This is a genomic window from Ruegeria sp. H8, from assembly GCF_056532905.1.
Genome location: NZ_JBQFNY010000003.1, coordinates 316,191 through 335,378 on the forward strand (window position 1 = coordinate 316,191; position 19,188 = coordinate 335,378).

The 19,188-nt window shown below is 56.7% G+C and carries 22 protein-coding genes; 11 read left to right on the plus strand and 11 right to left on the minus strand.

Annotation, left to right across the window (positions count from 1 at the left end):
* The first annotated feature begins 33 nt into the window (after positions 1–33).
* The 4 genes from rph to ACR0A2_RS11075 are packed head-to-tail and all read left to right on the plus strand — an operon-like array spanning position 34 to position 2,858.
* Positions 34–747, plus strand: coding sequence for a ribonuclease PH (gene rph, locus ACR0A2_RS11060; protein WP_425079459.1), 714 nt, complete (start codon positions 34–36; stop codon positions 745–747).
* Entirely contained in the window at positions 744–1,358 is a 615-nt protein-coding gene (gene rdgB, locus ACR0A2_RS11065; RefSeq protein ID WP_480835019.1) for an RdgB/HAM1 family non-canonical purine NTP pyrophosphatase, read from the plus strand. The genes rph and rdgB overlap by 4 nt, the downstream gene beginning before the upstream one ends.
* Positions 1,348–2,502 carry a radical SAM family heme chaperone HemW gene (hemW, locus tag ACR0A2_RS11070; RefSeq protein ID WP_480835020.1) on the plus strand — a complete coding sequence of 385 codons (1,155 nt, stop codon included), beginning with the start codon at positions 1,348–1,350 and terminating at the stop codon, positions 2,500–2,502. The genes rdgB and hemW overlap by 11 nt, the downstream gene beginning before the upstream one ends.
* A 2-nt stretch (positions 2,503–2,504) precedes the next feature.
* Entirely contained in the window at positions 2,505–2,858 is a 354-nt protein-coding gene (locus tag ACR0A2_RS11075) for a YbaN family protein (protein WP_152459608.1), read from the plus strand.
* Here ACR0A2_RS11075 and ACR0A2_RS11080 read toward each other — a convergent pair.
* From ACR0A2_RS11080 to ACR0A2_RS11110, 7 genes are all read right to left on the minus strand, one after another.
* Complete coding sequence (locus ACR0A2_RS11080) at positions 2,848–3,744, minus strand: ParB/RepB/Spo0J family partition protein (protein WP_480835021.1); 897 nt, start codon at positions 3,742–3,744, stop codon at positions 2,848–2,850. The two genes, ACR0A2_RS11075 and ACR0A2_RS11080, sit on opposite strands and share 11 nt — an antisense overlap.
* A gap of 20 nt (positions 3,745–3,764) precedes the next feature.
* Positions 3,765–4,568 carry a ParA family protein gene (locus ACR0A2_RS11085; protein WP_480835074.1) on the minus strand — a complete coding sequence of 268 codons (804 nt, stop codon included), beginning with the start codon at positions 4,566–4,568 and terminating at the stop codon, positions 3,765–3,767.
* Positions 4,561–5,181 carry a 16S rRNA (guanine(527)-N(7))-methyltransferase RsmG gene (gene rsmG, locus ACR0A2_RS11090; RefSeq protein ID WP_480835022.1) on the minus strand — a complete coding sequence of 207 codons (621 nt, stop codon included), beginning with the start codon at positions 5,179–5,181 and terminating at the stop codon, positions 4,561–4,563. The genes ACR0A2_RS11085 and rsmG overlap by 8 nt, the downstream gene beginning before the upstream one ends.
* Positions 5,178–7,046, minus strand: a complete 1,869-nt coding sequence (gene mnmG / locus ACR0A2_RS11095; RefSeq protein WP_480835023.1) for a tRNA uridine-5-carboxymethylaminomethyl(34) synthesis enzyme MnmG — start codon at positions 7,044–7,046, stop codon at positions 5,178–5,180. Before mnmG ends, rsmG begins: the two co-directional genes overlap by 4 nt.
* A 12-nt stretch (positions 7,047–7,058) precedes the next feature.
* Entirely contained in the window at positions 7,059–8,345 is a 1,287-nt protein-coding gene (gene mnmE, locus ACR0A2_RS11100; RefSeq protein ID WP_480835024.1) for a tRNA uridine-5-carboxymethylaminomethyl(34) synthesis GTPase MnmE, read from the minus strand.
* Between the two features lie 31 nt (positions 8,346–8,376).
* On the minus strand, positions 8,377–9,648 hold the full coding sequence (rho, locus tag ACR0A2_RS11105; protein ID WP_152459614.1) for a transcription termination factor Rho: 1,272 nt from the start codon (positions 9,646–9,648) through the stop codon (positions 8,377–8,379).
* Between the two features lie 122 nt (positions 9,649–9,770).
* On the minus strand, positions 9,771–10,220 hold the full coding sequence (locus tag ACR0A2_RS11110) for a CopD family protein (RefSeq protein WP_480835025.1): 450 nt from the start codon (positions 10,218–10,220) through the stop codon (positions 9,771–9,773).
* A 404-nt stretch (positions 10,221–10,624) separates the two neighbouring features.
* Here ACR0A2_RS11110 and ACR0A2_RS11115 point away from each other — a divergent pair, with 404 nt between their 5' ends.
* The 4 genes from ACR0A2_RS11115 to dnaQ are packed head-to-tail and all read left to right on the plus strand — an operon-like array spanning position 10,625 to position 13,359.
* Positions 10,625–11,224, plus strand: coding sequence for a Maf family protein (locus ACR0A2_RS11115; RefSeq protein WP_171230149.1), 600 nt, complete (start codon positions 10,625–10,627; stop codon positions 11,222–11,224).
* Complete coding sequence (locus tag ACR0A2_RS11120) at positions 11,221–12,054, plus strand: shikimate dehydrogenase (RefSeq protein WP_171640446.1); 834 nt, start codon at positions 11,221–11,223, stop codon at positions 12,052–12,054. The genes ACR0A2_RS11115 and ACR0A2_RS11120 overlap by 4 nt, the downstream gene beginning before the upstream one ends.
* Positions 12,051–12,644 carry a dephospho-CoA kinase gene (coaE, locus tag ACR0A2_RS11125; protein ID WP_480835026.1) on the plus strand — a complete coding sequence of 198 codons (594 nt, stop codon included), beginning with the start codon at positions 12,051–12,053 and terminating at the stop codon, positions 12,642–12,644. The genes ACR0A2_RS11120 and coaE overlap by 4 nt, the downstream gene beginning before the upstream one ends.
* Positions 12,637–13,359: a DNA polymerase III subunit epsilon gene (gene dnaQ / locus ACR0A2_RS11130; protein ID WP_152459619.1), complete on the plus strand. Its 723-nt coding sequence runs from the start codon at positions 12,637–12,639 to the stop codon at positions 13,357–13,359. The genes coaE and dnaQ overlap by 8 nt, the downstream gene beginning before the upstream one ends.
* 24 nt (positions 13,360–13,383) lie before the next feature.
* On the opposite strand, the gene secB is transcribed toward dnaQ, so the two are convergent.
* Together secB and ACR0A2_RS11140 are read right to left on the minus strand one after the other, a co-directional pair.
* On the minus strand, positions 13,384–13,884 hold the full coding sequence (secB, locus tag ACR0A2_RS11135) for a protein-export chaperone SecB (protein WP_152459620.1): 501 nt from the start codon (positions 13,882–13,884) through the stop codon (positions 13,384–13,386).
* 54 nt (positions 13,885–13,938) lie between these two features.
* Complete coding sequence (locus ACR0A2_RS11140) at positions 13,939–14,439, minus strand: FxsA family protein (RefSeq protein ID WP_480835027.1); 501 nt, start codon at positions 14,437–14,439, stop codon at positions 13,939–13,941.
* A 108-nt stretch (positions 14,440–14,547) separates the two neighbouring features.
* Here ACR0A2_RS11140 and ACR0A2_RS11145 point away from each other — a divergent pair, with 108 nt between their 5' ends.
* The 3 genes from ACR0A2_RS11145 to ACR0A2_RS11155 are packed head-to-tail and all read left to right on the plus strand — an operon-like array spanning position 14,548 to position 16,831.
* Positions 14,548–15,207 (plus strand): Tim44/TimA family putative adaptor protein, encoded by a 660-nt coding sequence (locus ACR0A2_RS11145; RefSeq protein WP_152459622.1) that lies wholly within the window; start codon positions 14,548–14,550, stop codon positions 15,205–15,207.
* On the plus strand, positions 15,204–16,244 hold the full coding sequence (gene mltA, locus ACR0A2_RS11150) for a murein transglycosylase A (RefSeq protein WP_480835028.1): 1,041 nt from the start codon (positions 15,204–15,206) through the stop codon (positions 16,242–16,244). The genes ACR0A2_RS11145 and mltA overlap by 4 nt, the downstream gene beginning before the upstream one ends.
* Positions 16,244–16,831, plus strand: coding sequence for a Smr/MutS family protein (locus tag ACR0A2_RS11155; RefSeq protein WP_171230156.1), 588 nt, complete (start codon positions 16,244–16,246; stop codon positions 16,829–16,831). Before mltA ends, ACR0A2_RS11155 begins: the two co-directional genes overlap by 1 nt.
* On the opposite strand, the gene ACR0A2_RS11160 is transcribed toward ACR0A2_RS11155, so the two are convergent.
* Entirely contained in the window at positions 16,828–18,048 is a 1,221-nt protein-coding gene (locus ACR0A2_RS11160; protein ID WP_480835029.1) for an MFS transporter, read from the minus strand. The genes ACR0A2_RS11155 and ACR0A2_RS11160 overlap by 4 nt on opposite strands.
* Positions 18,045–19,145: an alpha/beta hydrolase gene (locus ACR0A2_RS11165; RefSeq protein ID WP_480835030.1), complete on the minus strand. Its 1,101-nt coding sequence runs from the start codon at positions 19,143–19,145 to the stop codon at positions 18,045–18,047. The genes ACR0A2_RS11160 and ACR0A2_RS11165 overlap by 4 nt, the downstream gene beginning before the upstream one ends.
* Positions 19,146–19,188 lie beyond the last annotated feature (43 nt).

Sequence of the window (19,188 nt, forward strand, 5' to 3'; positions counted from 1 at the left end):
GTTATCCCCAACCCAGCAAACAAAGGAATTCCGATGCGACCCTCTGGAAGAGATTTAAGTGAAATGCGCGCCGTTTCAATCGAGACGGGAGTCACGAAACATGCCGAAGGTTCCTGCCTCATCAAAATGGGCGACACGCATGTTCTGTGCACCGCTACGATCGAAGATCGCGTGCCGCCGTTTATCAAGGGCTCGGGCCTGGGATGGGTCACAGCCGAATACGGCATGCTGCCCCGTGCCACCAATACGCGGATGCGGCGCGAGGCGGCCGCGGGCAAACAAGGGGGCCGCACGGTCGAAATCCAGCGCCTGATCGGCCGCGCCCTGCGCGCCGGCGTCGATCGGGTTGCTCTGGGCGAGCGTCAGATCACCGTGGACTGTGATGTGATCCAGGCCGATGGCGGCACCCGCTGCGCCTCCATCACCGGCGGCTGGGTCGCGCTGCGGCTGGCGGTGAACAAGCTGATGAAGGCAGGCGACGTGATCTCGGACCCGTTGGTTGATCCGGTTGCAGCCGTGTCTTGCGGTATCTACGCCGGTCAGCCGGTACTGGACCTTGATTACCCCGAAGACAGCGAAGCGGGCGTAGATGGCAACTTCATCATGACCGGATCCGGCAAACTGATCGAAGTGCAGATGAGTGCTGAAGGTTCGGTCTTCAGCCGCGCCCAAATGGATCAACTGATGGATCTGGCGGAAAAAGGCGTGTCCGAACTGGCGGCCGCGCAAAAGGCCGCCACCGCATGACCCGCAAATTCGACGGCGACAGGTTGCTGGTCGCCACCCACAACAAAGGCAAGCTTGAGGAGATGGCCCACCTGCTCGAGCCCTTTGGTGTGACGGTCGTAGGCGCGGCCGAGATGGACCTGCCCGAGCCGGAAGAGACCGAGGACACATTTGTCGGCAACGCCCGGATAAAGGCTCACGCCGCCGCACAGGCCACCGGACTGCCCGCCCTGTCCGACGATTCCGGGATCACGATCGATGCGCTGGACGGGGCGCCGGGCGTGTACACGGCAGATTGGGCCGAAACCGGAAATGGCCGTGATTTTCTGATGGCCATGACCCGCGCCCATAATGAGCTCGAAGCAAAAAACGCGCCGCATCCCCGCACGGCCCAATTCCGCTGCACTCTGGTTCTGGCCTGGCCCGACGGCCATGACGAAGTCTTCGAAGGCGTCGCGCCCGGTCATCTGGTCTGGCCGATCCGCGGCAAGGATGGGTTCGGCTATGACCCGATGTTTGTCCCCGAAGGATATGACATTACCTTTGCCGAAATGGATCGCTGGGAAAAGAACAGGATCAGCCATCGCGGTCGCGCGGTGGAAATGTTCGTGAAAGGCTGCTTTGGCGGATGATTGGCGCAACGGGGGCTTTGGCCTGTACGTGCATTGGCCCTTTTGCGAGGCCAAGTGCCCCTATTGCGACTTCAACAGCCATGTTTCCAAAAATATTGATCAAAAACAATGGCTTGACTCCTATCTATCCGAGCTTCACCGATCTGCTGCCGAAACGCCCGACCGGGTTCTGAAAACGATCTTCTTTGGCGGCGGCACCCCGTCATTGATGGCGCCTGAAACCGTGGCCGCCGTGATCGACACCGCCCGCGCCCTTTGGCGGCCCGCCAATGACATGGAAGTCACCCTCGAGGCCAATCCCGGTTCGGTCGAGGCCGGACGGTTCGCCGCCTATCGCGATGCGGGCGTGAACCGGGTTTCGATGGGCATTCAGGCGATGAATGACGAAGATCTCAGGCGACTGGGCCGCATCCACACCGTGGCAGAAGCACGCGCCGCCTTTGACATCGCCCGCACCTGTTTCGACCGGGTCAGCTTTGACCTGATCTATGCGCGCCAACACCAGACGCTGGACGCCTGGCAAGAGGAGCTGACCCAAGCGCTATCGATGGCCATCGACCACCTGTCGCTCTATCAATTGACGATCGAAGACGGGACGGCCTTTGGGGATCGATACGCCGTCGGTAAGTTACGTGGCCTGCCCGAAGATGACAGTACCGCCGACATGTATCTGGCCACGCAGGAAATCTGCGAAGCACATGGCTTGCCGGCCTATGAAGTTTCGAACCATGCCCGACCGGGCGCAGAATCGCAGCACAACCTGATTTACTGGCGATACGGCGATTATGTGGGCATCGGCCCCGGCGCTCATGGGAGGATTACCCTGAATGGTCGGAAATACGCGACCGAAACCTATCTGAACCCCCAGCGTTGGCTTGATGCTGCCAATCAAGGCAATGGTGAAAAGAACCGCAGCGCGTTGCCCCTTGAAGATCAGGCAAATGAATACCTTATGATGGGTATGAGAATTACTGAGGGACTAGATATGGACAGGTGGCAAAGTTTGTCTGGCCGCTCTCTTCCCTCTGAAACCATAGATCATCTGACCGAAATCAACATGGTTCGGCGCAGCAACGGGCGCCTCATCGCCACATCAGATGGGCGCGCCGTATTGAACGCAGTCATCCGGGAGCTGTTGGACTGAGCATGCAGTATCTTTGGGCCGGACTGGGATTGCTTTGTGTTGCCATGGCGGCTGTTGGGGTTGTCCTGCCCCTTCTTCCTACGGTTCCTTTTCTTCTTCTTGCCGCGTTTTTCTTCGCCCGCTCATCCTCGCGGCTGCACAATTGGCTTGTGACCCATAACCTTTTTGGGCCACTGATTCTTGATTGGCAAAGCTCCGGCGCCATTCGACCAGCCGCAAAAAAGGCGGCAACCGTCTCGATCGCCGCCGTTTTCGGACTCTCTGTTTTGTTGTCCGCTCCGCTTTTCGTGTTGATCATTCAGGCGGTTGTGCTGGGCGGTGTCATGATCTTTATCTGGTCACGGCCTAACGGCTGAGCTTGGCGCACAAGTCGTCCAGCTGATCCAGATTTTCGTAGGTCAGAACAACTTGTCCCGTTTCCGTTCCGGCCTTGTGATTGATTGACACTTTCATCGCCAGGATCGCGGACAGGTCTTTTTCCAAGGCACGTGTGTCTGCATCCTTTCCGGCATCCAGATTTCTGGAGCGGGGTGCAGAACGCTCGGCACTGCCTTGCTGCTGTTTTTTGACCAAAGCCTCGGTTGCGCGCACCGACAAGCCATCCTTGACGATCTGTTTCGCAAGCTCCGACGGATTTTCCGCCGTAATCAGTGCCCTGGCGTGCCCCGCAGACAATTTACCTTCAATAACAAGGGTTTGCACATCCAACGGCAAGGATAGAAGCCGCAAAAGATTTGCGATGTGGCTGCGGCTTTTGCCCAGGGCCTCGGCAAGCTTTTCCTGTGTATGACCAAATCGGTCCATCAACTGCTTGTAGCCGGCGGCCTCTTCCACCGCGTTCAGATCCGCGCGTTGGATGTTTTCGATAATCGCAACTTCCAACACTTCCGTATCATCAAAATCACGTACAATAACCGGGATATCATGCAACTGCACCATCTGCGCCGCACGCCAACGGCGTTCTCCCGCGACGATTTCGTATTCATCGGACCCCGTCGCGCGAACGATCAACGGCTGAATGATACCTTTTTCCTTGACCGACGCTGCCAGCTCGTCCAACTGCTCGGGCATGAATGTCCGGCGCGGCTGGTTGGGGTTGGCTTTCAACTTTTCAATCGGGACTTTTAGATCCGGTCTGCGTGCATCCGTTGAAATCCGGCCTTCTGATTCAGGATTCACATCCGCCATAAGGGCAGACAACCCCCGCCCCAAACCTCTGGACTTTGCTTTCTTGGCGCTCATGTCGCCCTCCTCGTTCCCGCTCAGGCAGCGGTCTTATTATTCTTGTGCAAGATCTCACGAGCAAGATGCCGGTAGGCCATGGCCCCAAGCGATCCCGAGTCATATTGCAAAACAGGCAGCGCATATGACGGCGCTTCGCTGACCCGCACATTTCTGGGTATCTTCGTTTTAAAAACCATCTCACCCAGATTGTCACGCGCGTCCTTTTCAACCTGACGGGACAAGTTGTTGCGGTTGTCATACATGGTCAACACAATACCTTCGATTCTCAGATCTGGATTCGCCGTTTGACGGACCTCTCGAATCGTCAGCATCAGTTGTGAAAGCCCTTCAAGGGCAAAGAACTCGCTCTGCAGCGGCACAAGCACCGAATGCGAAGCAACCATTGCATTCACGGTCAGCAAGTTTAAGGACGGCGGGCAGTCGATAAGCACAAAATCCAGTTCAAACACATCTATGGCTGGCTGCCTCAAAGCATCATGCAAAAGATAGCTGCGCTTTTCGTTGGAGATCAGTTCAATATCGGCGGAACTCAGATCAACGGTCGCCGGAACAACGAAAAGACCTTCGATTTCAGTCTCCTGAACGACGGCTTCCAATGGCGCGTCGTCTAGGATCAGATCATAAGTTGTCCAGTCTCGATCTTCGACACCCAAACCCGTCGAAGCGTTCCCCTGCGGGTCTAGGTCAACCACCAGGACCCGACACCCGGATTCGGCCAATCCTGCTGCAAGGTTGATTGCTGTGGTTGTTTTTCCGACCCCGCCCTTCTGATTGGCAACAGCAATTATCCGAGGCCCTGAAGGTCGAGATAAATCAACCACGTGATACTCCATTTATCTTAAGGATAACGGCTTGAGGTTCAGTTAAACTTGTAATCGCCTCAGCCTTGAAATTCCATTCCTCACGTGCGTCTTCCAGCTCTTTTTTCCAATTTGCGCCTTTGGGCAACAACGCTGTCCCGTTGGTGTGTAAATGCCTGTCACAAAAGGACAACAGGGTGCGCAAGTCAGCCAGCGCTCGGGCGGAAACTATGTTTGCAGCCAAAGGATCAACCGATTCAATCCTTTTTGAATTCACCGTGCATTTTATGCCGCATTCCCGCGCAACGCTGCGCAAGAAAGCTGATTTCCGCTGGTCGCTCTCGATCATATTGAATGCGGCGCCTGGATTTTCTTCCGCGGCGATGATGGCGCAGACCATACCAGGGAATCCGCCTCCGCTTCCCAGGTCTGCCCAGGTGTCAAACCTGTCAGCGCACCGATAGACTTGCACGGAATCAAGAATATGCCGGTCCCAGATATGCTCCAAACTGTTCTTAGACACGAGGTTGATCTTGGGATTCCAGCGCTTCACCAGATCAACATAGGTCACGAGGCGATCGAATGTTTCACGTGAAACATTCAGGTCTTCAAACTTCGAAAAATCAACCTTCATGCGTGGCGAGCTCTTTGATCCCGGCGTAGTTTTGCCAGAACAAGCGTCAGCGCTGCTGGCGTGACGCCCTCGACTCGGCTTGCCTGTGCGATATTTGCGGGCTTCGCTTGCGACAGCTTCTGTTTCATCTCCGACGACAGGCCGTCCAAGGAAAAATAATCGAACTCATGCGGGATAACGTAGGATTCATCCCGCTTCATTGCTTCGACGTCCCGCTTTTGCCTGGCAATGTAGTTGGCATACAAGGCGTCCCGCTCGATCTGGAGCCTGATTTTTGGGTCGACGTCCTGCAAATCAGGAACGAGAGGCAACAAATCTTCAAACGAGGTATCAGGGAATGCCAGAATTGCCATCCCATCCCTCCGGTTTCCGTCCTGATTAACGTTTATACCGGCAGCGAGAACTTCCTTGGGCGTATAAGTCCGTTTCGTCAGCTTTGACTTCACACACTCAAGTTGGTGCATTTTATCTTCGAACTGTACCTTGCGCTCTTCTCCGACGCACCCCAATTCCAAACCAATTGGTGTCAGCCGTTGATCAGCATTGTCGGCGCGCAGAGATAGCCGGAACTCCGCGCGTGACGTGAACATGCGGTAAGGTTCAGCAACTCCTCGAGTTGTCAAATCGTCGATCATTACGCCTATGTAACTGTCGGATCGTGTAAAATGGATGGGCTCCCGCCCTTGGGTCTCCAACGCTGCGTTGAGGCCGGCCACCATGCCCTGAGCCGCGGCTTCCTCATATCCTGTGGTCCCATTTATCTGGCCCGCTAGATATAGTCCGGAAACATCCGGCAAGGATAAAGAAGCGCTCAGGACACGCGGATCAACATAGTCGTATTCGATCGCATATCCCGGTTGCAGAATTTCTGCATTTTCCAAGCCTTTGATTGAACGCACATAGTCCAACTGAACATCCTGGGGCAGAGATGTCGATATGCCGTTCGGATAGATTGTGTGGTCGTTGACACCTTCGGGTTCAAGGAAGATTTGATGCGATTCCTTGTCGGCGAAGCGTACGATCTTGTCTTCGATCGAAGGACAATAACGCGGGCCTATCCCATCGATGTGACCGCCATACATGGCAGATTTCGAAAGATTTGCCGCAATGATTTCATGTGTTTGCGCATTTGTATGCGTAATTCCGCAAGAAATCTGAGGCGCGACAACGGATTTCGACATGAAAGAAAACAGGGTTGGTTCATCGTCGCCGTCCTGCCTTTCAAGATCGGACCAATCAATGCTCCGCCCATCCAGACGCGGCGGTGTGCCGGTTTTCAATCGCCCCATAGGAAGACCGTATCCATCCAACCGCTCTGCCAGTTTGATGGAGGGCCGATCCCCCATTCTTCCGCCTGGGCGAGACGCGTCACCAATATGGATGACGCCCCTTAAAAAGGTACCGGACGTCAGAATAACGGCGCGGGCGGAAAGTTCTGATCCATCGGAAAGAACAACACCTGCAACCTTTTCGCCGTTCATCAGGAAATCGACAACCTCTCCGACAACGACGGACAGGTTATCCTGTTTCTCCGTTACCTGTTGCATGGCATGACGATAAAGGGCGCGATCCGCCTGCGCTCTCGGCCCCTGAACGGCGGGCCCTTTTCGACGGTTCAACAAACGAAACTGAATGCCCGCCTGATCCGCCACGCGCCCCATGACGCCATCCAAAGCGTCAATCTCACGCACAAGATGGCCTTTCCCCAAACCACCAATCGCCGGATTGCAGGACATGACGCCAATGTCGGTTGCAGACAGCGTTACCAGCGCAGTTATCGCGCCCATTCTGGCTGATGCATGAGCAGCCTCGGTTCCGGCGTGACCTGCGCCGATGACGATGACATCAAACTTCGAATGTTTCACGTGAAACACTCCTTATTTTCCCAAACAGAAGCTGGAGAAGATTTCATCCAACAGAGTTTCCACGTCTATTCTGCCCACCAGGGATTCAAGGGCACGAATGGCGGTTCTCAGCTCCTCTGCCGCAATATCATACAGGTCTGGGCCTGATTCCAGAACCGAGATCGCAGATGTAAGTGAGTCCAATGCTCTGGTGATTGCAATGCGGTGACGTTCCCGAGTTGCAATACCATGGGTAGTAGTTCTCTTACGCAGCACACACGATATCTGGTCTACTAGCGCATCTATTCCCTGACCTGTTTTCCCTGACACACCCTTCCCCTCGATCCCCCGAAGGTCTGCTTTGGGCAAAACATGTATATCATCTTCCCGCATCTCCACCCCCAGGTCCTTCGGCGTTTCAGACAGGAAAACGCGAAGATCGGCGGCCTCCGCTCTGCTGCGCGCAAGCTCGATGCCCAGGTTTTCGACATGATCTTCGGTCTGTCGCAACCCCGCCGTATCCAGCAAGGTCACCGGTAGACCAGCCAGATCCATGCGAACTTCGATCACATCACGCGTGGTCCCGGCATATTCTGAAGTAATGGCCGCCTCACGGCCTGCCAATGCGTTCAAAAGAGTGGATTTTCCCGCATTTGGAAGGCCGACGATCGCAACCTCGAACCCTGTACGTATTCGCTCGGCAATCTTGACGCCATCTGCTTCGCGATGAAGGTCCGACATGACGCCTTGGATCAGCGCGCGTACTTCCGGCGTCACATCGGTTGGAACTTCTTCATCAGCAAAGTCGATGACAGCCTCCAACAGGGACGCAGCCCGTATCAGATCCCGACGCCACCGTTCGGCCAATGTGCCCAGCTCGCCCGCCAGAATGGTCTGAGCCTGCTTACGTTGTGCTTCCGTTTCTGCATCAATTAGATCGGCCAGGCCTTCAACCTGAGTCAGGTCCATCTTGCCGTTTTCCAGTGCCCGGCGTGTGAACTCACCCGGTTCAGCGATGCGCAATCCTTCCGTATCCGACAGGCAACGCAGCACGGCGTTGACCGAGGCGGTGCTTCCATGAATCTGAAGCTCGGCCACGTCCTCACCGGTAAAGCTCGCCGGGGCCTGGAAGGTCAAGATCAATCCGTCGTCCAAACGTGCTCCGCCATGATCGGTCAGAGTGCGCAGGACCATGCCACGCTTTGGCAGCGCACCACCCGTCAGGCGCGCCGCTGCTGAATGGGAGTCCGGACCCGAGAGGCGGATGACCGCCACCCCGGCTTTGCCCTGCGCGCTGGCCAAGGCGAATATCGTATCCATTCGAAGGCCTCGCTAGAGTTAAAGACCAGTGTCAGGTGTTCATGGAATCGAAGAATTCGCTGTTTGTCTTTGTCTGCTTCAACTTGGACAGCAAGAACTCGATTGCGTCGGTCGTGCCCATCGGGTTGAGGATACGCCGCAGAACGAAGGTCTTGGCCAGGTCTCCCTTGTCGACCAGCAGGTCCTCTTTCCGGGTGCCGGATTTGAGGATGTCGATGGCCGGGAACACACGCTTGTCTGCGATCTTGCGATCCAGAACGATTTCCGAGTTACCCGTACCTTTGAATTCTTCGAAGATGACTTCGTCCATCCGGCTGCCGGTATCAATCAGTGCGGTTGCGATGATGGTCAGCGATCCGCCTTCCTCGATGTTCCGCGCCGCACCAAAGAACCGCTTAGGCCGTTGCAGGGCGTTTGCGTCCACACCACCGGTCAGAACCTTACCCGAGGATGGGACCACGGTGTTAAAGGCCCTACCAAGTCTTGTGATCGAGTCGAGAAGAATAACAACATCTCGTTTATGTTCGACCAAACGCTTGGCTTTTTCGATGACCATTTCCGACACGGCCACGTGGCGCGTCGCGGGTTCATCAAAGGTCGAGGATACGACCTCGCCCTTCACTGAACGCTGCATGTCGGTGACTTCTTCCGGGCGTTCGTCGATCAGCAGGACGATCAGGTAGCATTCCGGGTGGTTCCGTTCGATCGAATGCGCGATGTTTTGCAGGATCACCGTCTTACCGGTGCGCGGCGGCGCCACGATCAACGACCGCTGGCCCTTGCCGATCGGCGCGACCAGGTCGATCACCCGTGCGGACTTGTCCTTGATGGTCGGATCCTCGATTTCCATCTTCAGCCGCTCATCCGGATAAAGAGGCGTCAGGTTGTCGAACAGGATCTTATGCTTGGCCTTTTCCGGGTCTTCGAAGTTGATCTTGGTCACCTTCGTCAGCGCGAAATAGCGCTCATTCTCATCCGGGGCTTTGATCTCGCCTTCCACGGTATCCCCTGTCCGCAATGAGTGCTGGCGGATCATCTCGGGTGAGACATAGATGTCATCCGGGCCGGGCAGATAGTTCGCCTCGGGCGAGCGCAGGAAGCCGAAACCGTCCTGAAGCACTTCAAGCACGCCATCGCCACCAACGGTCCAGCCTTCATCAGCGCGTTCGCGCAGGATCTGGAACATCATCTCGCCCTTGCGCATGGTCGAGGCGTTTTCGATCTCCAGCTCTTCGGCCATCGCCAGAAGGTCTTTGGGGCTTTTGGCTTTCAGATCAGCGAGATTCAGGGATTCGGTTGTCATGATATATACCTTCACCGCTGACAGTGCGGCACGAAGTGGAATTTCAGTATGGAAGATACGCCGCCCGGACGGGCGTGTTGATCCCTACATAAGCGCAGTGCCGGGCGGAGTCAAACAGGCCCTCAGAACTTCAGAACAACCGCCAGAACGATGGCAACCATCAAAACGGTCGGGACCTCGTTCATCATGCGAAACTGCCGCCCACTGAGCATGTTTCGCCCTTCCAGAAAATCCTTGCGTCGCGCCATCAGCCAGTGATGGAACCAGGTCATGCCGATTACGGCAGCGCCCTTGACCCAAGGCCAGCTCCAATCCCATCCCACGATGCCCGGCGTAAACACCATGATCAAACCACAAACCCACGCAACGATCATCGCCGGTCTCATGATCACACGCAGCAGCTTTTCTTCCATTTCAAAGAAAATGTCCTGTGCGCCGTCTACGGCCTGTGCCTTTTCGACGTGATAGACAAACAACCTGGGCAGATAGAACAGGCCCGCCATCCACGAAATCACTGCCATGATATGGAGCGATTTCACCCATGGGTACAAAGTGAACAGAAGATCGGTCATTTCGGCTCCGGGCGTTGTTCGGGACCCTCCCTAATAAAAAAATAAGAAAAGAAAAAGGATGATGGTTTTGTAGGGTGAGTAAAATCCGTGGATTACTTTTTTACAAAAGTGTTTTCCCCAGGTGGACAGAACACGGAATTTTTCATGTGATTCTGTTGGCGGATATTTTTATCATTTAAAATCAGTTATTTATTATCAGTATTCCTTGTTCCACTTGGGGATAACTGGTAGGAGAATTTGGGATATCGGGCTTTTCCAGAGAAACTGACTTATCCTTGTCCGGACGGGATGGGATTTGAGCGACTCGGGGATCTCTGGCGCGAAATCCCCGGGGTTGCGTGTCAACTGGAAAACCATACAAAGCACCCCTGAACTCTCAATGATTTGCACACGGGGTTTTCCACATGTCTGTCCCCATTCTTCTTGCTTCCGGGTCTGCTATTCGCGCGCAGCTGCTTGAAAATGCAGGCGTACCGTTTTTGGTTCAAGCCGCGCGCGTGGATGAAGAGACGGCCAAACGCGCCCTGCTGGCTGAAAACGCATCTCCGCGGGACATTGCCGATACACTCGCAGAAATGAAGGCACGGAAGGTCAGCGACAAAAACCCCGGTGCCATGGTGCTGGGATGCGATCAGGTTCTGGATTTTGACGGTCAGCTGATGTCAAAGCCGGAAACCCCCGAACAGGCGTTGGCTCAGCTGAAAGCCATGCGTGGCAAGCGGCATATGCTTTTGTCCGCAGCGGTGATCTATCAGAATGCTCAGCCGGTCTGGAGGCATGTGGGGCAGGTACGATTGCGGATGCGGGCCAGTTCCGACGCCTATCTGAAAGATTACGTCGCGCGAAACTGGGACAGTATCCGCCACGCCGTCGGAGCTTACAAGCTGGAGGAAGAAGGTGTCCGCCTGTTCGCCACCATTGACGGCGACTATTTTAACGTTTTGGGTATGCCCCTGTTGGAACTGCTCAACTTTCTGGCTGTCAAAGGGGTAATCGATCAATGACGGACTATCGGGTTCCTTTGGCCGGTGTGATTGGACATCCCATTGGTCACTCACGATCCCCCAAACTGCATGGTCATTGGTTGAAGACATACGGTCTTGCCGGTCATTACATCCCGATGGATGTGGCACCCGCCGACCTGGAAACTGTGCTGCGCACCCTACCCAAGGCGGGTTTTGTCGGCGCCAATGTGACCGTTCCCCACAAGGAAGCCGCTCTGAAGATCGCGGATCATGCGTCTGACCGCGCAACGGTGATAGGTGCGGCGAACACTCTGGTGTTTCGTGAAGATGGCTCGATCCACGCGGATAACACTGACGGGTACGGGTTCATGGAGAATCTTCGCACCGGTGCGCCAGACTGGAATGCAAAGGACGGACCGGCTGTTGTCTTCGGGGCCGGAGGGGCCGCGCGCGCCGTGTTGCAGGCATTGTCTGACGCGGGTGTTCCGGAAATCCTGCTGACCAACCGAACCCGCGCCCGAGCGGATCATCTGAAAGAGGAATTCGGTCAACGTATCCACGTGGTGGATTGGGTTCAGGCCGGAAATGTCATCGAAAACGCAGAACTCGTGGTGAACACCACTTCGTTGGGCATGCAAGGCCAACCGGAATTGCGGGTTCCCCTTGACGGGTTGCAGCCCGGTGCCGTGGTGACGGATCTGGTTTATGCGCCATTGAAAACCCGCCTGTTGCAAACCGCTGAACAGGCTGGATGCACCGCAGTCGATGGGCTGGGCATGTTGTTGCATCAGGCAGTGCCCGGTTTCGAACGCTGGTTCGGCGTGCGCCCCGAAGTTGATGCTGATGCACGTGCGGCGGCCTTGGCATGAGTTTTGCGCTTGGCCTGACCGGTTCCATCGGCATGGGGAAAAGCACAACGGCGCAGATGTTCGTCGAAGAAGGTTGTGCCTTGTGGGATGCGGACGCGGCGGTGCATCGCCTGTATTCCAGGGAGGGCGCGGCCGTTGGCCCCATGGAACGATTGTTTCCGTCAGCCATTCAGGACGGAGCGGTCAACCGGGAGGCGCTGAAACAGATAATTGCCGCCGATCCTGCTGCGCTGAAGGCCATCGAAGCCATTGTCCACCCTCTGGTCGCTGCTGACCGCGCTGCATTTCGTGAAGCCGCGACAAACGACATCTTGGTGTTCGACATTCCGCTTTTGTTTGAAACGGGCGGTGACGTGGCGATGGACGCGGTGGCTTGTGTTTCGATCCCGGCCGACGAGCAAAAGCGGCGTGTCATGGAACGGGGCACAATGACCGAGGCGCAGTTCGAGCAAATCCGAGCCAAGCAGATGCCGAATGAAGAAAAATGCGCGCGGTCGGATTACGTCATCGTGACCGACACTCTGGACCACGCCCGCGCGCAGGTGCAGGATGTGGTCAGGCAGATACGGGTAGGGATGGCAGATGCGTGAAATTGTACTCGACACCGAAACCACGGGTTTCGATCCCGAAAGCGGTGATCGGATCGTGGAAATCGGTGCCGTTGAACTGTGGAACCACGTCGCAACGGGTGAGACGTATCACGTCTACATCAACCCCGAACGCTCGATGCCTGAAGAGGCATTTGGCGTGCATGGCATCGGCCCGGACCTGTTGGAAAACCCACGTCCGCCGGAAAAGGGTGAAGTGACGCTGAAAGACAAACCGGTTTTTGCCAAGATCGGTCACGCTTTTCGCGAATTCGTCGGGGATGCGCGGCTGGTGATCCACAATGCATCTTTCGACATGAAGTTCCTGAATGCCGAACTGAAGTGGATGGGTGCCCCGCTCATCCCGATGGAACAGGCGCTGGATACGCTGGCGATTGCGCGCAAACGGTTTCCCGGTTCGCCGGCCTCACTGGATGCGCTTTGCCGTCGTTTCAATATCGACAACTCGAACCGTGTGCTGCACGGCGCGTTGCTCGACTCGGAAATCCTGGCCGAGGTTTATCTTGAGCTGATAGGAGGACGACAGCCCGATTTTGGACTGTCAACATCTGCATCATCCGTGGCAGGCGGCGGCGATGATTGGCGACCGGCACCACGAGCAACGCCACTGCCGTCTCGTATTACCGAGGATGAACGCGCGGCACATGATGCATTCATAGAAAAACTGGGCGACAATGCCCTGTGGACCCGCACCTGACCCTGTCAGGCACGGGCCAAACCCTCAGGCATCTGTCTTCTGGGACTGTTCGGCCTGACGACGCATCAGTTCGTTGCGGTACAGGGCGACGAAATCGATATTGTCCAGATTCACCGGTGGGAAACCGCCGTCGCGGGTGATGTCGCTGACGATGCGGCGCAGGAACGGGAACAGCATCCGCGGGCATTCGATCATCAGGAACGGGTGCAACTGGTCTTCCGGCACACCTTCCACGTGGAACAGGCCGCAATAGTCCAGTTCACAAAGGAACAGAACGTCTTCCAGGCCTTTGGCTTTGGATGTCAGGTTCAGCTTGATCGACACTTCGAACTGGTGGTCAGCCGGGCGCTTCTTGGCATCCAGATTCACCTGAACCGCGATTTCGGGCTGTACGTCACCGGAAACACCCTTCTGGGCCATCACGTTCTCAAAGGACATGTCGCGGATGAACTGCCCCAGAACACGCATCTGAACTTGCGGGGCGGCTTTGGCCGCAGTGTTTTCTGCAGCTTTTTCTTCGGCCATGGATCTACTCCAAAAATGAAATTCGCCACTGCTTATCAAGTTGGGCGCGGCACCTCAATGCCGGTGGGGGCCTTCCACCCATTTAGACGGCTTTGACGGATCATTTTTTGGGCGGACCTCGGTAAAGTCACCATCTATGATGTCACCCTGATCGAACGGATTTCCCCGAGACTGAAAACCGGGGCCTTGGCCCATCTGAAACTGGGTAACGATGACTTTCGATCTGAGATACCTGAAAACCGCAACCCGCACGCCGGGAACAAGCAACGCAAATCCAATGGCATCAGTAAAGAATCCCGGTGTAAGCAACAAAGCGCCCGACAACAGGATCATCGCACCATGGGCCAGCGGCTCGGTCGGGTCGTCCAGTTCGGCAAACGACCGTTGCAGGTTTCCCAACGCCATGCGACCTTGTGTCCGCACCAAAACAGTGCCCAAAACCGCCGTCAGCACTACGATGGCAAGGGTTGGCCACAAGCCGATCAACCCGCCAACCTGAATAAACAGCGCGATCTCGATGATGGGCACCAACAAAAATGCCAAGAACAGATACATTTGCGTTATCCTTTCCCTTAGGCCGGGCTGTGGACTTGCCACCTACGGTCACCTACATAGTGGCATGAGGCCGCGTATACAAAGCCGCGGTTCTGAAAAGAGGATGAAATGAACGAACCCATGATCCAGTTGCTGGTCCTGGCCGGAATTGCCGTTTTCCTGATCCTGCGCCTCAAGAGCGTGTTGGGCACGCGTGAAGGTTTTGAGAAACCGCCTGTGCAGCAGCAGCCCGAAGCGCATAAGTCGCGCCGCGATTTCGAAGTGATCGAAGGCGGCCCGGATCATGACATCACAGACCATGTCCCGGAAGACAGCGAGCTGGCACAGACGCTGGCGGCGATGAAACGCGTTGAACCCGGTTTTTCCGTCACCGAGTTTGTTCAGGGTGCCCGCGGTGCCTATGAAATGATCGTGATGGGGTTTGAGAAGGGCAACTTGGACGAGATCCAGCCATTCCTGTCGGAAGAAGTTTTTGAATCCTTCGTTGCGGGCGTCGCCGCACGAGAAGATCAGGGCCTGACGATCGAGGCCGAGTTCATCGGTGTCCGAGAGACGACCCTGACGGATGTGAAATTCGACAAGGATACCAATCAGGCCGAGATCACCATGAAATTCGTGGGTGAACTGACATCGGTCGTGCGGGATCGCGGTGGCGATATCGTCGAAGGCAGCCCCAACACCGTGAAACGCCAAAAGGACAGCTGGACCTTTGCCCGTGTGATGGGCAAGGACGATCCGAACTGGCTGCTTGTTGCCACGGACGCATGATTGCCACGCTCCGGTCGCTTTTACTGGTGGGTGCAATGACCACTGCCAGCGCTGCCGGGGCCGAGGCAACGCGATCCATTCTGTCGTTCGATGATCTGCGTGGCTGGGCCGAGGATGACCACGGTGCAGCCCTGTCAGTTTTTCTGAACACCTGCGGGGATCTGAAGGATCCCGATTGGCGGGCCCTGTGCGGTGTGGCAAGAACCTATGATGCCGAAGCGGCACGGTCGTTCTTTGAGCTCTTTTTTCGCCCTGTTCTGGTCGAGGATGGTGAGGATGCCCTGTTCACGGGGTATTTCGAACCCGAACTTGATGGTGCGCGTACCCGGACGGATCGTTTCAAGTATCCCATCTACAAAATGCCGCCCGAGGCCCGCGCTGAGGGGCCCTGGCTGAGCCGGCGAGAAATCCTGACCAGTGATGTCATGCAGGGCCGCGGGCTTGAGATTGCCTGGGTCGATGACCCCGTAGAGTTGTTTTTTCTGCAAATCCAGGGTTCGGGCCGCGTTCGATTGCCGGATGGCGGCGCTTTGCGCGTCGGGTATGGCGGTGCGAACGGGCATCCCTATAGGTCAATTGGCGTGGAACTGGTGCGGCGCGGCATTCTTGGCGCGCATGAAGTCAGCGCGCAGATGATCCGCGCCTGGGTGCGCAAGAACCCCGAGGCCGGTGCGGAACTGCTGTTCCACAACCCATCATACGTGTTTTTCCGCGAAGTTTCGCGTGTCGCGCCCGAGCTTGGGCCGCTGGGCGCCATGAACCGATCTGTCACGACCATGCGCAGCATCGCGGTTGATCCCGCCTACACCCCGATGGGCGCACCGGTTTGGGTGGAAAAGGACGGCAAGGAACCGATCCGCCGCCTGATGATTGCGCAGGATACAGGTGCGGCCATCAAAGGCGCGCAGCGGGCCGATATCTTTTTCGGAACGGGGGACGAAGCCGGTCAGGCCGCAGGCAAGCTGAAGGATCCCGGTCGGATGGTGCTGTTGCTGCCCATCCAGCGTGCCTATGCCCTGCTGCCGGATGAATTCTGATGACCCGGCGCAAACTGACAAGCGAAGAGATCGAGCTGTGGCGCAAGGTCGCCAAACAGGCCGAGAGGCTGCACCCCGAGATCCCGCAGACGATCCATCCGACCTCTTTGCCGAAACCCAAGCCCAAGAAAACGCCGAAACCGCGTTTTCAGGCATTCGAACTTGGACAGGCCCATCAGTCGAAACCGAAACCGAACGACCTGAAGCCGACGGTGACGGATGCGTTGCGCAATGCACCGGTTCAGATGGACAACAAGGCCTTTGGCCGGATGAAGCGCGGCAAGCTGAAACCCGAAGGCAAGCTGGATCTGCACGGTATGCGGGTGGCTTCGGCCCATCCGGCGCTGATCCGATTCATCCTGAGCGCGCAGGCACAGGGTAAGCGTTTGGTTTTGGTCGTGACCGGTAAAGGCAAGGATCGGGACGAGCCCGGTCCGATTCCGACGCCGCGCGGCGTTCTGCGAAATCAGGTTCCCCATTGGTTGTCGATCCCACCGCTGGCCCAGGCAGTGTTGCAGGTCACGCCGGCTCATATAAGCCACGGCGGAGACGGGGCGTATTACGTGTATCTCAGGCGGGTGCGTTAAAGGTCGCGACGCGCGCGGGAAATACCGACCCAAACAAGGCTGCATACCAGCACGAAGAACAGGCCAATCCAGAAAAACTGAATGCTCAGCGGGATACCAAGGTCAATCAGAACACCGGTCAGACCGGGGCCGATGGCTGACCCCAGTACCATGACAGCCGCAGCCATCGCCTTGATGGCCCCGATATGCCGGGTCCCATAGAATTCTGCCCAGAACGCGCTGGGCAACGTGCTGTTCGCTCCGACCGTCAGGCCAAGAAACACCAACCCAATCGTCGCGCCGCTGATTGATTCAGTCATGCCCAGAACCACAAACCCAACCGCCATCGGAAGCTGATAGAATGGCATGATGCGTGCAGTGCCCCATTTGTCCAATGCCCAGCCCGCAGCAAACATCGACAGCAGTGATACTCCGGTAAAGATCGGGAACAGAGCGACCAGTTGGATATGCTGCCAGCCTTTGACCTCGGCGAAATAGACCTGATGGAAGAAAAACGCGGTGATGAATGCCGATGGCGCAAGCACGGCGGGCACCATGAACCAGAACAAGGGGTCAAACAGCGCGTCGCGACGGCTCCAGTGGCGACCCTGCATCCCAATGGCAGAGGATTCGCTGGCAAGGCTTTGCGGTGTTCGTTCCTCGCGCAACAGCCGCATCAACACGGGTATTCCCAAGGCAGTCATCCCTGCCGCGACCACCCACAGCCAACGCCAGTCCAGGTAAACCATGGCTGCAACAAAGATCAGGGGCAGCAGGGCCTCACCGATGGCATAGCCGATGGATGCAATGGAAAGCGCCTTGCCCCGCGTGACCGTAAACCACCGCGCCATGGCGACCGCGGCCAGATGTGTGCTCATCCCCTGACCCAGCAGGCGCAACAGAAAAATCACCACCGGCAACAGCAGAAGCCAGGTATTCAGCGCCATGGCAAGGGCGGCCAGGGCCAACCCAGCCAGAACCGCCGGACCCAGCACCCGGACGCGAAAGATATCCGTCAGCCCTCCGGCCCAAATCATCACGATGGCCGACAGGGTTGTGCCCAATGTGTATAGCCCACCCCACGCACCGTGGCCGAGGCCGAATTCCGCGCGGATTTCACCGGCAAAGATCGAGATGAAGAATGTCTGCCCGAAGCTGGATAAAAACGTCAGAAGAACGCCGGCGCCAAGCCAGGTGGCATTGTCCAGAAGATACCGACGCAGCTTGAACCGCGTCACGGAGTGGTAACCTGTGCCTGCCCAGTTTCCGTCAGAACAATTTCAGTGGCCCCGTCTGGATTGCGCTCGCTGGGTGGCACCAGAATATCAATGGTCGGTCGATCTTCCCGCCCGAAGGTATTGTTGACACGCCGCAACGAGTTGAGGATCGACAATAAAGCCGGAGAGGTCGCGGCAACGAAATGCGAGGATGCCGCGTCACTGTTGAAAGCAGTCGTGTCGATCACGCTGATCGGGAATTCCTCGAGCGAGTCAACCGAACTGATGTTCCCCAACCGCTGGCCCTCATCCGTGCCACGCAAACGGCCCGAGATGTTCAGGATCTTGTCCTTTTGCGACACCATTACGATGAACGGATCGGGGGGGTTGTCGATACGTTTCATCTGCGAGCGAAACAGATCAAGATCAAGGTCAGGCGAGATCAGAACGACCCCTTCGATGTTTCGCTTGGCCCAGCCGGGTTCCTGCAATTCGGTTTGCCGCATCATCTCCATCGTCAACGCGCCGCCCATGGAATGCGCGACCAGAATAACGCGTTTGACACCCATGGCTTTCAGTTCGCGGATGGTCTGTTCCAACCCGTCGCGGGCGAACAGCATACTGTCCAGATCATAGGCATATCCATAGCCCGTCGCGCGGCTGGGCCAGGAATACACCAGCGTTGATCCGGGGAGGCCGATGTCATGTGTCAGCTGCGCCGCGCGGAAGATCGTTTCGGTCTGGGTCGAATTGTAGCCGTGCACAAAGATAGTGACGTCATCCTGTCCTCGCAGGTGTTTGCGCAGCCCCTGCGGTCCATCCAACTCGGTCACGTCTGCCAGAACGAATTCTTTCCGCGGATTCGGGTTCGCGTAGGAGAAGCGGAGCGTACCCGGAGTGTGCGTGGGTGGAATAGAAACCGTCGTTTCCAGGAACCTGAGCGTTTCACCGCGTCGGAATCCATAGGATCCATCGGCCTCACGCGCGCGGGTCGTGCTTGCGAAGATGGTTTCAGGTGTTCCGATGTTCACGGCACCGGGCACGACCTCGGACACCGTCCGGTCGACACAGGCGCTGAGCGAAAAGGATATGAACAGAATGACTAAGTATCGCAGCACGGGCCAGACCTCGGGGTGACTTGTGCACACGCTAGCCTATTCC